The organism is Ruegeria sp. CF3 (genome assembly GCF_056537365.1).
This window is the reverse complement of record NZ_JBQFRK010000001.1, coordinates 1,404,080-1,416,451: the sequence shown is the minus strand read 5'-3', so window position 1 is coordinate 1,416,451 and position 12,372 is coordinate 1,404,080. Positions and strand designations below refer to the sequence as shown.

General features: G+C 59.3%; 16 protein-coding genes. 12 read left to right on the top strand and 4 right to left on the bottom strand.

Features of this window, described 5'->3' with window-relative positions:
* Positions 1-13: 13 nt before the first annotated feature.
* The 3 genes from ACR0KC_RS07155 to ACR0KC_RS07145 form a co-directional block, all read right to left on the bottom strand.
* Positions 14-1,003 carry a type I glyceraldehyde-3-phosphate dehydrogenase gene (locus tag ACR0KC_RS07155; protein ID WP_480771648.1) on the bottom strand — a complete coding sequence of 330 codons (990 nt, stop codon included), beginning with the start codon at positions 1,001-1,003 and terminating at the stop codon, positions 14-16.
* Positions 1,004-1,057: 54 nt separating this feature from the next.
* Entirely contained in the window at positions 1,058-1,381 is a 324-nt protein-coding gene (locus ACR0KC_RS07150; protein ID WP_170397457.1) for a hypothetical protein, read from the bottom strand.
* A gap of 102 nt (positions 1,382-1,483) precedes the next feature.
* Positions 1,484-2,317: a bifunctional allantoicase/(S)-ureidoglycine aminohydrolase gene (locus ACR0KC_RS07145; RefSeq protein WP_480771647.1), complete on the bottom strand. Its 834-nt coding sequence runs from the start codon at positions 2,315-2,317 to the stop codon at positions 1,484-1,486.
* A gap of 176 nt (positions 2,318-2,493) precedes the next feature.
* Between ACR0KC_RS07145 and ACR0KC_RS07140 the strand changes: the two genes are divergently transcribed.
* The 5 genes from ACR0KC_RS07140 (at position 2,494) to ACR0KC_RS07120 (ending at position 6,764) form a co-directional block, all read left to right on the top strand.
* Positions 2,494-2,850, top strand: coding sequence for a hypothetical protein (locus tag ACR0KC_RS07140; RefSeq protein ID WP_480771646.1), 357 nt, complete (start codon positions 2,494-2,496; stop codon positions 2,848-2,850).
* Between the two features lie 222 nt (positions 2,851-3,072).
* A complete protein-coding gene (locus ACR0KC_RS07135) occupies positions 3,073-4,308 on the top strand; it encodes an acyl-CoA dehydrogenase family protein (RefSeq protein ID WP_480771645.1) in 1,236 nt (411 codons plus the stop codon).
* 15 nt (positions 4,309-4,323) lie between these two features.
* A complete protein-coding gene (locus tag ACR0KC_RS07130; RefSeq protein ID WP_480771644.1) occupies positions 4,324-5,124 on the top strand; it encodes a thioesterase family protein in 801 nt (266 codons plus the stop codon).
* Between the two features lie 69 nt (positions 5,125-5,193).
* Positions 5,194-5,841, top strand: coding sequence for a DUF1007 family protein (locus ACR0KC_RS07125; protein ID WP_480791100.1), 648 nt, complete (start codon positions 5,194-5,196; stop codon positions 5,839-5,841).
* Positions 5,826-6,764: a nickel/cobalt transporter gene (locus ACR0KC_RS07120; RefSeq protein ID WP_480791099.1), complete on the top strand. Its 939-nt coding sequence runs from the start codon at positions 5,826-5,828 to the stop codon at positions 6,762-6,764. The genes ACR0KC_RS07125 and ACR0KC_RS07120 overlap by 16 nt, the downstream gene beginning before the upstream one ends.
* A 2-nt stretch (positions 6,765-6,766) precedes the next feature.
* Here ACR0KC_RS07120 and truA read toward each other — a convergent pair whose 3' ends face one another.
* Entirely contained in the window at positions 6,767-7,534 is a 768-nt protein-coding gene (gene truA, locus ACR0KC_RS07115; protein WP_480791098.1) for a tRNA pseudouridine(38-40) synthase TruA, read from the bottom strand.
* A gap of 107 nt (positions 7,535-7,641) precedes the next feature.
* Between truA and ACR0KC_RS07110 the strand changes: the two genes are divergently transcribed.
* The 7 genes from ACR0KC_RS07110 (at position 7,642) to ACR0KC_RS07080 (ending at position 12,315) form a co-directional block, all read left to right on the top strand.
* Positions 7,642-9,057: a YcjX family GTP-binding protein gene (locus ACR0KC_RS07110; RefSeq protein ID WP_480791105.1), complete on the top strand. Its 1,416-nt coding sequence runs from the start codon at positions 7,642-7,644 to the stop codon at positions 9,055-9,057.
* On the top strand, positions 9,054-9,509 hold the full coding sequence (locus tag ACR0KC_RS07105; RefSeq protein ID WP_480754500.1) for an N-acetyltransferase family protein: 456 nt from the start codon (positions 9,054-9,056) through the stop codon (positions 9,507-9,509). Before ACR0KC_RS07110 ends, ACR0KC_RS07105 begins: the two co-directional genes overlap by 4 nt.
* Positions 9,502-10,491 (top strand): YcjF family protein, encoded by a 990-nt coding sequence (locus ACR0KC_RS07100; protein WP_480771639.1) that lies wholly within the window; start codon positions 9,502-9,504, stop codon positions 10,489-10,491. Before ACR0KC_RS07105 ends, ACR0KC_RS07100 begins: the two co-directional genes overlap by 8 nt.
* A 54-nt stretch (positions 10,492-10,545) precedes the next feature.
* Complete coding sequence (locus ACR0KC_RS07095) at positions 10,546-11,256, top strand: VIT1/CCC1 transporter family protein (RefSeq protein WP_170404431.1); 711 nt, start codon at positions 10,546-10,548, stop codon at positions 11,254-11,256.
* A 119-nt stretch (positions 11,257-11,375) separates the two neighbouring features.
* Positions 11,376-11,543, top strand: a complete 168-nt coding sequence (locus ACR0KC_RS07090) for an NAD-dependent epimerase/dehydratase family protein (RefSeq protein WP_170626484.1) — start codon at positions 11,376-11,378, stop codon at positions 11,541-11,543.
* On the top strand, positions 11,540-11,836 hold the full coding sequence (locus tag ACR0KC_RS07085) for a DoxX-like family protein (RefSeq protein WP_480771638.1): 297 nt from the start codon (positions 11,540-11,542) through the stop codon (positions 11,834-11,836). The genes ACR0KC_RS07090 and ACR0KC_RS07085 overlap by 4 nt, the downstream gene beginning before the upstream one ends.
* Complete coding sequence (locus ACR0KC_RS07080; RefSeq protein WP_480561145.1) at positions 11,836-12,315, top strand: DUF2269 family protein; 480 nt, start codon at positions 11,836-11,838, stop codon at positions 12,313-12,315. Before ACR0KC_RS07085 ends, ACR0KC_RS07080 begins: the two co-directional genes overlap by 1 nt.
* The last annotated feature ends 57 nt before the right edge of the window (positions 12,316-12,372 follow it).

The following is a 12,372-nucleotide window of genomic DNA, read 5'->3' as shown; positions in this document are numbered from 1 at the left end:
TCAGCGCTGCGGATCACCCTGCTTTCGCCATCAGGCGTGCGACATCCAGCATGCGGGCTGAAAACCCCCATTCATTGTCGTACCAGCCAAAAACCCTGATCTGCCTCTCTCCAATCATACGCGTCTCGGGCCCCGCCACCACCAGTGACTCGGGGCGGGACCGCAAATCAGATGACACCAAGGGCAGATCGGTCCAGCCCAGCACGTCAGAAGCTACAACCGCGTCGCGAAAGGCTTGGTCGAACTGATCAGCGCTCATGCCACGTTCAAGCGTGGCGACAAGATCAACGGCAGATACGCTGGCCGTCGGAACACGCACCGCGGCCCCCGACACACGACCGGCCAGGTCTGGCAAGACGATATCAATCAAATGCGTCGCGCTCGAGGTCGTGGGCACCATCGACAATGCCCCGGCGCGCGATCGGGCTAGATCCCCGCGTGGCGCATCGACCATCGGCTGGCTGTTTGTATAGCAGTGGATGGTGGTCATGTGCCCGGACACAAGTCCACCGATTTCATCAATCAGCTTGACGAGCGGTGCCAGACCATTGGTGGTGCAGGATGCATTTGAAACGATCCGTGCGCTGCCCAATTGATCTTCGTTTGCCCCCAGTACCAGTGTGACTTCGGCAGCGGGTGACGGACCGGAAATCAACACTTTATCCGCCCCAGCAGTCAAGCCCCGGCTGGCCACGTCGGATGTCCGCGCGATGCCGGTGCAATCGAGCATGACATCGACGCCGGACAGATCGACCTGTGCCAAATCGGCGCTGTGAGACATCAGAATAACGCGGCCATCGATATTCAGTGCTTCACCTTCGGTCGTGACCGAACCCTGATAGGGGCCAAACGTGCTGTCATATTTGAACAGGTATGCGCATGTTTCCAGCGGTGCGATATCGTTGATCAGCACCAGTTCGACATCCGAATGCTGCGGCAGGCTTAAGACCTGACGCAGAATGGTGCGGCCGATACGACCGAATCCGTTGATCGCGAGTTTCATGCGCAAGCTATGGCAGGCAGATCAGGCGATCTCAATCAAAGTATTGTACCAATTTCAGTTGCAGCTGACCTGCGAAAAGAACTGGCCCGAAATGTTTTGATACATGCTGGAATAGATCGCCTTGCAACCGGTCGCCTTCTGTATCGCGGCCATTGCCTGGATGGTGCGAAGACGTGGCGGCGGGCCAAAGGGGTTCAGATTGTTATTGTCCCGCGTCGCCCGATAAACCACAGGCGCGTCCGAGACCTGCGTCACCGCCCATGTGCGGCTCATGACGAAAACGGATTTGGTTTCTTCCTTGGCTGCGACCGGGGCGGCGTTGAACGCCGAAAGGCCAAGGGTGGCAACCAGTGCAATCATCGTACCGCGCAGTAACATCGAACAATCTCCAGTGCTGAAAACTCATTTGATTTCATCAGATTCCAGCGATTCTGTGAACCCCTTTACCAGAACTTGACCCGGTCAAGCCCCGATCGTCAGCTACCTAGACGGTACAGACAACGGCATGTGCCTATTCACATCCTTGTACAACAGATAGCGAAACCGTCCCGGTCCGCCTGCGTAACAGGCCTGCGGGCAGAAAGCGCGCAGCCACATGTAGTCACCGGCCTCAACCTCGACCCAGTCCTGATTGAGACGATAAACGGCCTTGCCCTCAAGCACATAAAGGCCGTGTTCCATCACATGGGTTTCGGCAAAGGGAATCACGCCACCAGGTTCGAAATTGACGATGTTGACATGCATGTCGTGACGCAGGTCCTGCGGATCAGTGAAGCGGGTGGTAGACCAGCGGCCTTCGGTGCCGGGCATTTCGACGGGTGCTACATCGCGTTCGTTGGTGATGATCGGGTCAGGGGCGGGCAGGCCGGGCACTGCATCATAAGCCTTGCGCACCCAATGGAACCGGGCAACTGAATCGCCATGGTTGTGCAGCGTCCAGTCGCTGCCCGGGGGGATATAGGCATATCCACCGATCTCAAGAACATGATCCGCTTCGTTCAGCGTCAGCGTAACGCTGCCCTCGACCACGAAGATCACCCCTTGCGCATTTGGGTCGGTTTCGGGCGTATCGCTGCCACCGCCGGGCTGCACCTCCATTATGTATTGCGAGAATGTCTCGGCAAAACCACTCAGAGGCCGGGATAAGACCCAAAGACGTGTATTCTCCCAGAAAGGCAGAAAGCTGGTCACGATGTCGCGCATCGTGCCCTTGGGGATTACCGCATAGGCATCGGTGAACATGGCACGGTCGGTCAACAGTTGCTCTTGCCCCGGATGTCCGCCTGTCGGTGCATAATATTTAGGATGGGTCATCAAATGCCTCTGCTTCGTCTGGGCACAATATGAGGCGATCTCACGGGCGGACCTAGCGCCCGCCTTGCGAAAGGTTTGTTCGGGATAATTTGAAGGTGGCCAAGTGGGGCTTGGCCGCACACGCATAGAGGTATATCTATGGACGTGAAAGTCATTCAAATCGGCGAGGCCCTTTGATGAAAGCCTTTGTTTACACAGCGCTGGTTGCTGCACTTTTTCTGGGGGTGGGTGGAATAGCACATGCTAAACCACTTTCCCGAATCATCGCGGAAATGGGGTTGAGCCCCGCTGACTTTGAGGTGTTGAACGACACCTCAAACGCGTTGCTGTCGACGGGCACTCCATCCGTGGGGCAGGAGAGGGCTTGGCTCAATCAGGGCACCGGCTCGAAGGGGACAATCCGCGTGCAAAGCGTTCAGGGCAATTGTGTGATACTTCAGCACTTTGTGCAGCCTGAAGGTGCTGCACAGGCCCGCGATATCAGAACGCGCCGCTGCAAGACCGCTGATGGGAACTGGATCCTGACACCTTAAAGGCCGTTGCACTGGCCAGCACCCGAACCAGCACAGCTGCAACCTTGTGATTTGCTCCAGCTAATTTTACCGCAAGCCCCCTGCTGGGCATCGCATTGATGCTGGACCGGGCTCAATTTGCGTGAATGACGTTCCGTCACTTAGCTGGACACGCTCATGGCCACTAAGCCATCCTCGGACCAAAGCCAAAGACCCGCATTGCGCCACAGGGAAGGAATAGACATGACCATGACTTTCGGATTGCGTGAGGAAAACCGCGCCCTGTTACAGCGGGTGAGGGATATGATTCACGACGAGGTCATGCCGCTTGAAGATGAGTATCAGGCAGAAATCAATAAAGGCGATCGTTGGAAATATACCGAGCGACAGGACGAGATTCTCGAGGGGCTGAAAGCCAAGGCCAAGGCGGCGGGGCTTTGGAACTTCTGGCTGACAGACAGCGACAAAGGTTTTGGCCTCAGTACAGTTGAATACGCCTATTTCGCCGAGGAGATGGGCAAGACGCCCTTGGGGGCCGAAGTTTTCAACTGCTCCGCGCCCGATACAGGGAATATGGAGGTGTTTGAACGCTACGGGTCAGGCGCGATGAAAGAGCAGTGGCTGAAGCCTTTGCTCGACGGGCAGATTCGCTCGGCCTATCTGATGACCGAACCCGATGTGGCCTCATCAGATGCCACCAACATTTCGATGTCCTGCGTGCGGGACGGGGCCGAATATGTTCTGAACGGCGAGAAATGGTGGTCGTCTGGGGCGGGCGATCCGCGTTGCAAGGTCTATATCGTGATGGTCAAAACCGGCGGGGACAATCTGCCAAAGCACCAGCGCCAGTCGATGATCGTGGTCCCAGCAGATGCGCCGGGTATTGAGGTATTGCGCCCGATGGAGGTCTATGGCCACGACGATGCGCCCCATGGTCACATGCATATCCGCTTTACCGATGTCCGGGTCCCAGCCGAAAACATTCTACTGGGCGAAGGGCGCGGGTTCGAGATTGCGCAAGGTCGCTTGGGGCCGGGCCGTATTCACCATTGCATGCGCGCGATTGGTCAGGCCGAGTCTGCGCTGGAGCAGATGTGCAAGCGTTCACTACAGCGCCAGGCGTTTGGGAAGAAACTGGCGCAGCTGGGGGCAAACTACGACATCATCGCCGAATGTCGGATGGAGATCGAAATGGCCCGTTTGCTGTGCCTCAAGGCCGCCTGGTACATGGACCAGGGCGATGCAAGGGCGGCGGCCCCATGGATCAGCCAGATCAAGGTCGTTGCCCCCAAGGTCGCGCTGAAGGTGATCGATGAGGCCGTGCAAATGTTCGGCGCACAGGGGATCAGTCAGGATACGCCCTTGGCAAATGCATGGACCCATGTGCGCACCCTGCGCCTGGCGGATGGTCCTGACGCCGTGCATCGCCGTCAGGTCGCTCGCGCCGAGTTGAAGAAATACACGCAGGAAAAAGTCTGAGGCGACAGAACCACAATGACATCGGATGTGTTGGGGCAGGCGTATTTCCACCAAAATGCGCAGGGTGTGTTTGTCGGAAATGACCCCGCGCGCGGGCCTTGGTCAGCCGATCATTGCCATGCTGGGCCAGTCAGCGGACTGATCGTGCGGGCGGCAGAAACCGAAGTCGGCCCTGAAAAGATGTTGACCCGGTTGACCGTCGATCTGCTGCGTCCATTGCCTCTGGCTGGTTTGCGAGTCGCGGCAGAGACGACACGCCATACCAAGACGCTGGCGACCACACGGGTCACCGTACATGATCTGGACGACACGCTTTGCGCCACCGCCACAACCATGCATATGGTGCGCAAAGACCTTGGGGCCGTGCCTAATGTCGAACTGCCCGCGCCCAGGGTCGAAGATATGGTCGATGGCCCGTTTCCGATCGGTGAGATGCGCCATCAGTTGCCCGGTTTTGCCCATCACTCCCAGATCGGCTATCCCGCTGATGGCAAGCAAGGGGCAGGTCCGAAAACCGTCTGGATGCGTACACCTGCCTTGCTGGAAGGAGAGGACCCGTCGCCGATCCAAGCGCTCTGCCCGCTTGCAGATTGCGGCAATGGCATATCGTGGAACGCGCCCACATCTGAGATGGGTTTCATGAATACCGACCTGACTGTGCAAGTCCACCGCGAGCCTGTCTCGAACTGGCTGGCCTCTGACTCGATCTCGCACTGGCAACCCTCGGGGATCGGTATGTCGCAGTCAGTTCTTTTTGATACGCAGGGGCCAGTTGGGACGGCTTTGCAGACATTGGTCCTGTTCCCGCCGGAGTAAATGGCGGGATTCTGCAGCCTGGTGTTTAGTAGGATTGCCGATACCCGCTGCGCATTCTATCTTTGCAACATGCGCTGGCTTGCCTTCTCCTTGACCTGCCTTCTGCCGATACCGGCACTGGCTCATCCCCATGTTTTTATCGACACGGGGCTAGAGTTCATGGTCGATGACGCAGGCAACCTGACCCATGTGCGTGTGACCTGGGCCTATGATGAGTTCTATTCATTGCTGGTTCTCGAAGACATGCGACTGGATCAGGATGCTGATGGCGTGCTGACCGAGGCCGAAGAGCAGTTTTTAAGCGGCTTCGACGCGCAGTGGGTCGAAGGTTACAATGGCGATCTGGTCATTCGCCTGGGCGAAACCGTGATCTCGCTATCCGGCCCGCTTGAACCGCAGGCCACGACCGAGGATGCCCGCATCGTGACCACACATCTGCGCGCGATTGAAGGAGACCCCGTTCCCGCGGATGCGCTGTCGATCAAAGCGTTTGATGAGAGCTTTTATACCGCATACGAAGTGACCCGCCCGGTTCTGGTTTCAGGCCCCACGACCTGTAATATCGAACGCAGCGATCCGGATATCGACAACGAACTGGCCCAGATGCAGGCTTTTTTGCTGACGCTGGATGCCGAGTATGACCTTGAAGAAAACGATATCCCTCTGGTCGGTGAGAAATTCGCAACCGAGATTCGGCTTTCATGTCCAAATACCTGATCGTTCCCGTTGCCATCGCCTGCGGGGTGCTGCTGTGGTTCTGGGGCAGCGGTGGTTTTGACCATCTGGCCGCTTGGGCTGCCGGAGAGCAGCGCGAATTCCAAAACCAGATCGCCCGCGCCCTGCGCGCAGCACGCGCCGAGCAGCCCGAAGCTGTGGCAACGCTACTGACGGTCTGTTTTGCATATGGGTTTTTTCATGCCATCGGACCGGGCCATGGCAAGGTTCTGATCGGAGGATACGGGCTTGGCCGTCGTGTCGCGTTTTGGCGACTTTCTGCAATAAGTGTCCTGTCGAGCCTAGGGCAAGCAGTTACGGCGGTTGTGCTGGTTTATGCAGGGATATTGGTATTCCAGATGTCACGCGAGTCGCTTGTAGGCACGACCGAACAGGTCATGGCACCGATCAGCTACGGCGCAATTGCCGCTATAGGCCTGTGGCTGGTTTTCCGCGCCATCCGCAGTTTTGCGCGGCGTCACAAAAACCAAGCCTCTCAAACGCACGACCACCATCACCATGCGCATGATCACGACCACCATCATCACGACCACGAGGTTTGCGCTGACTGCGGCCACCGCCACGGCCCGACGGCCGATGAGGTCGCTCAGGTCGGCAGCTTTCGCGAGGCGTTGATCCTGATCGCTGGTATAGCCGCACGCCCCTGTACGGGCGCGTTGTTTGTGCTGATCCTGACATGGCAGATGGGTATCGCAATGGTCGGCATCGCAGGCGCATTCGCCATGGCTTTAGGCACCGCAACCGTCACCACTTTGGTCGGTTGGACATCCTTTGGGTTGCGCGGCGGGTTGCTGGCCTCAGCCTCGGCTACGCGCTTTGCATCGGTACTGGCCCCGACCATCGAACTGGTTGCGGGTCTTATCATCGCCGTGATTGCAAGCGGGCTGCTACTGCGGGCCTTGTAGACTTAGCCAAACACCGGTTCGGGATATCCTACCCGTGCCAGATACAATCCTTGCGGCGGGCATACCGGCCCACAGGCCGCACGGTCAACCGCCTCAAGCGCATCGCGAACGTCCTCAGGCGTCCATGCCCCAGCCCCCACACGCTCCAACGTGCCAACAAAGCTACGTACCTGATTGTGCAGGAACGATCGGGCGCGAACATGGAAGTGGATTTCGGCCCCCGAGAAGCCCTGAACCTGTTCCACCCGCAACTCATCCAGTGTTTTGACCGGGCCGGCGGCCTGACAGATGGATGAACGGAAGGTGGTGAAATCATGCCGCCCGATCAGCATATCAGCCCCGGCCTGCATCGCTGCAACGTCCAGAGAATGATTGATCTGCCAGACCTGCCCCTTGTCATGGGTGGCGGGTGCACGGCGCATCAGGATACGGAACAGATATTGCCGTTCAAGCGCCGAGAACCGCGCATGCCAGTCATCATCCACCCGTGCGGCTTGCACGATCGCGACAGGCTGCGGTTTGAGGTGATAATTCAACGCCTCGGACAGGCGGAATGGGTCCCATTCTTTGACCAGATCGCAATGCGCCACTTGTCCTAGCGCGTGAACCCCCGCGTCGGTACGACCGGCGGCGGCGATTGTGTGGTCTCCGGGTTCGATCCGCGAAAGCGCTAATTCGATCGCGCCCTGAACCGAAGGCAGCTCCTTTTGCCGCTGCCATCCGGCAAACGGTTCCCCTTGGTATTCGACTTGCAGCGCGTATCTGGGCATGGGGCGCTGGTATCGCGCCTTGGTCGGACGGGCAAGGGGGCGAAAGCTCTGGCAAGTGCCGCAACCGCTACCTATCTTGGGCAAAACGATAATTGCGGGGCGACAGCTTGGTCATCTCATCATTGGCAGACAGTCTGGTGCGCGGCGTCGAATCCGTGGGCGACCGTGTGTCCGAGACATTCTTCGAACCGGTCATCCGGCTGGGCGTCACGGGATTGGCGCGGTCTGGTAAGACAGTGTTCATCACATCACTGGTCGCCAACCTGCTGGATCGGGGCCGCATGACCGGTCTTGTGGCGCAGCAAGAGGGGCGTGTCACCGCCAGCTATCTGCAGCCGCAACCCGACGACACCGTGCCCCGGTTCGATTTCGAATCCCATCTGTCCGCGCTGACCGGACCAGCGCCGCACTGGCCGGACAGCACGCGTGCTGTTTCCGAGTTACGCCTGTCCTACAAAGTCAAGCCCGCAGGTCTGCTTTCGGGATTGCAGGGCCCTCGAACATTGCATCTGGACATTGTGGACTATCCGGGTGAGTGGCTGCTGGATCTGGCCCTACTGGACAAATCCTATGAAGATTGGTCGCGGGACACGCTCGAACACATATCCAGTCGCCCACAAGCAGGGGCATTTCTGGCAAAGGTTCAGGCGACCGACCCAACCGCGCCACATGATGAGCCGCAGGCGCAGGACCTCGCCCGCAGCTTCACCGATTACCTGAATGCCGCGCGTGATGCCGGTTTCTATGACTGCACTCCCGGACGGTTTCTTCTGCCGGGCGATCTGGCCGGGTCTCCTGTGCTGACATTCGCGCCGCTCCCGGTGTCGGGGGCGTCAATTCGGCGTTCACTACACCGCGAGATGGAGCGGCGGTACGAGGCGTACAAATCGCGTGTGGTCAAACCTTTCTTTCGCGACCACTTTGCCCGGATCGACCGGCAGATCGTTCTGGTAGATGCGTTGGGGGCAATCCATAAAGGCCCGCAAGCGGTCGAGGATATGCGCCGCGCGATGGCCGATATCCTGTCGGCCTTCCGCCCCGGTCGCAACGCATGGCTCAACAGGCTGCTGCTTGGCAAGCGGGTCGAGCGTATCCTGTTTGCGGCCACCAAAGCGGACCATCTGCACCATCTGCAGCACCCGCGCCTGACCGCGATCATTGAGGCCCTGACCCGTGAGGCCCGCGACCGCGCCAGCTTTGCCGGGGCTGAAACTGCGGCCTTATCGTTGGCTTCACTTCGGACAACGACGGAAGAGATGCGCAGCCATAACGGCGTAGAACTGCCATGCGTGCGCGGCACTCTGCTAGATAGCGGTAAGCAGGCGGCCTTTTACCCCGGTGATTTGCCAGAGGACCCTGCCCATCTGCTGGGCCCCGCGCGCAATGGGGCCGAGCGATGGCTGGGCGAGGACTATGGCAATATGGCCTTTGCACCCGCACATTTGACCCTGAATCCCGGTGACGGTCCGCCACATATTCGGCTGGACCGGGCTGCGCAGTTTCTGATCGGAGACCGGCTGTGAACGTGATCCTTCGCCCCGCTCGCAGTACCGATGCCGGAACCATAGGCGCTATTCTGCACGGGTTCGCCCGCGAAAACGACTGGATGCCTGAACTGCATTCTGAGGCCGAGACCATTGCGTTTTGCGGCAGGATGATTGATCTCGGCTGGGTCACGGTGGCCGAAAAGCAGGGGCAGGTGGCCGGATTTCTGGCGTTGAATGGGGACGAAGTACAGTCGCTCTATCTGGCGACCTCGGCGCGCGGGCAGGGGATCGGGCAGCGATTGCTGGATCGTGCCAAAGCGCAGCGTCCCACGCTCAACTTGTATGCGTTTCAGGCCAATCCTTCCGCATGCCGGTTCTATGAGCGTAACGGCTTTGTCGAGGTCGCACGCGGCGATGGGTCCGAGAACGACGAAAACCTGCCCGACATCAGATATGTTTGGACGCGCGAGGAGTTGGTCGATGGCTAAAGGCCCCGTTTTGATTGATCTGGAAGACGATGCCTCGGCAGTTGATGTCTCGACCGCGCCTCCTGTTCCGGACATCGCGCCTCCGCAGGGGCAGGCGATGCAGGCAGCGGTACGGTTTGTAGCGCGGAAACCTTCGGTTTTGGCGCGTTGGTTCTGGGGGCTGGCATTAGCCGTTGTGGGGGCGGTGGTCTCGGTCGCCGCATGGGATTTTGCCATCTCTCTGCTGGAACGCGCACCAATTCTGGGTTGGATCGTCACCGGTCTGATCGCTGCGCTGTTGCTGGTCGTCCTGATCATTGCACTGCGCGAGTTGGCCGCAATCAGCCGTCTGTCTCGCGTCGACGGGCTGCGGCGCGCGGCGGACACAGCTTTATCAGACGAGGACTTGTCGCAAGCCCGCGCGGTAACCACGCGGCTGATTGCGTTCTATAAGGGACGCGACGAAACACGCTGGGGTCGCGACCGTTTGACCGAACGCATGGGAGAGCAATTCGATGCGGCAACCCTGCTGAGCTTGGCCGAAGACGAATTGCTGGCCCCGCTGGACGCTGCCGCCAGCCGCGAGGTCGAGGCCGCAGCCCGGCAGGTTGCCACCGTTACCGCTTTGGTTCCGCTCGCGCTGGCCGATGTCGCGACCGCGCTGGCAAGCTCATTGCGAATGATCCGACGCATTGCGGAAATCTATGGCGGTCGCGCCGGTTTCTTGGGCAGTTGGCGCCTAACCCGCGCGGTATTCGTGCATCTGATTGCAACTGGCGCGGTGGCAGTGGGGGATGATCTTCTGGAGCCGATTTTAGGCGGCTCGGTTCTCAGCAAATTGTCGCGCCGGTTCGGTGAGGGGCTGGTCAACGGCGCTCTCACCGCCCGCGTGGGTGTCGCTGCGATGGAGGTCTGTCGACCTTTGCCTTTCTCGAAACGCCACCAGCCCTCGACCCGTGGCATGATCAAACGCGCGCTCAGCGGGTTGTTCTCCAGGACTTGATCTGGCGCAAGGCCGTGCCTGAACCTGTCCTGCATAAACAGGACGGAGCCAGCCATGACCGAACACGGCCACAGCCAGCAAGAGATTTTCGAACGGATCAATGCGCCTCCGGGTCGTGGGGTTCTGCGCGATGTGGTTTATGGCGGCATCGATGGCTCAGTCACGACATTCGCGATCGTTGCCGGGGTGGCCGGGGCAGGTTTGTCGCCTTTTGTCATCGTGGCACTTGGGTTGGCCAACGTGCTGGCGGATGGTTTTTCGATGGCGGCGGGCAACTACTCGGGAACCAAGGCCGAGCTCGATAACATCCACCGTATTCGCGCTATCGAGGAACGGCATATCAAGTTGTATCCGGATGGCGAGCGAAAGGAGGTGCGCGAAATCCTCGCACAAAAAGGCCTTTCAGGCAGCGTTCTGGATGACGCGACGGCTGAAATCACTTCGAATCACGACAATTGGGTCGACCTGATGATCGAGGGCGAATACGGGCTGGGCAGCGTCGACCCGCATCCCCTCAAAGCCGCGATGGCGACGTTCTTCGCCTTTCTGATCGCGGGGATGATTCCGTTGTTGCCGTTCCTCTTATCCGTTGCAAATGCGTTCACGGTATCGGCCTGGATGACTGCGGGCGTATTCTTTGCCATTGGCGCGATGAAAAGCCGGTGGTCGCTTGCCCCGTGGTGGCGATCAGGCGGAGAAACCCTGCTGATCGGGGGTGCCGCGGCAGCCATCGCCTTCTGGGTTGGCTCGTTGTTTCACCCCTGAATGGTGCTGTTGTCGCGGGCGGGATGATCAGGCTGGTCCTCAGAATCTGATCCGCTAAGGTGTTGTAAACTAATGCGAGGCATCTCGTGGCTACGGACCGTCCTGAGAAAACTGTTTAGGTGCTGGGCGCTTATGGCTTCATCGGTGCTGCGGTCGTTCGGTCGCTGCATGCGGATGGCGCCTGTGTGAAGGGGCTTGTGCGCAGCCAGAAGACGGCTGAGAGGGTCCTTCCGGATATTGCGCTGATCTCGGGGGATCTACGTGATTTCAAGTCGGCGGCGGATTGACGGGGCTATCGCGGGCAGCCGAGATACTCTCGCGCGATGGTTGGCCCGTTGGGATTGGCAACGCGAGCGTGGTGTTTTGGTCGATGATCAATATCGCGCAGGGGCTGGCAATCTTGTGGCGTCCGTGGGCCGCGCGCGCTTGCCTCGCGCAGCCTGCAATCGCCGCTTTCTATCTGATCGCCGCCACGGTGACGGTGCCTGAACTGTGGCTCGACCCTTTGGGGCCGTTGGTCAAGATAGCGCCGGCTTTGATGCTATCACTGATCACGCGACCCATGTTGGAGAGCCGCTGATGGACCCGGATCTGATCTTGCGTTGGCTTCACGTGATCGGAGCATGCGTTCTATTGGGCACTTGCGCGGGGATCGCCTTTTTCATGCTGATGGCGCACCGCACGGCAGATGCACGGGTGATTGCTCATACGGCGGGAATCGTGGTGCTGGCCGACACAGTTATTACGGCCACCTCAGTCATTTTCCAGCTGATCACCGGCGTGTTGCTGGCCTGGCAACTGGGCTGGTTGCTGTCGGAGGGTCGGATCGCGATATCACTGCTGCTTTACGTACTGACCGGCCTGTTCTGGCTGCCGGTGGTTTGGATTCAGGTGCGTCTGAGGGATTATGCAAGGCAGGCTGATCGGGATGGTACCTCCTTGCCAAGCAGTTACGACAAACTGTTCCGCAGATGGTTCGCTTGCGGTATTCCGGCCTTTGCCGCAGTGCTGGCGATCCCTTGGCTGATGCTGGCACGCCCTCACATCCTGCTTTTATAGGCCGATTACCTGTGCAGCAGGCGGTATCCATGCGCATTTCCAGACTATAAACCAGCC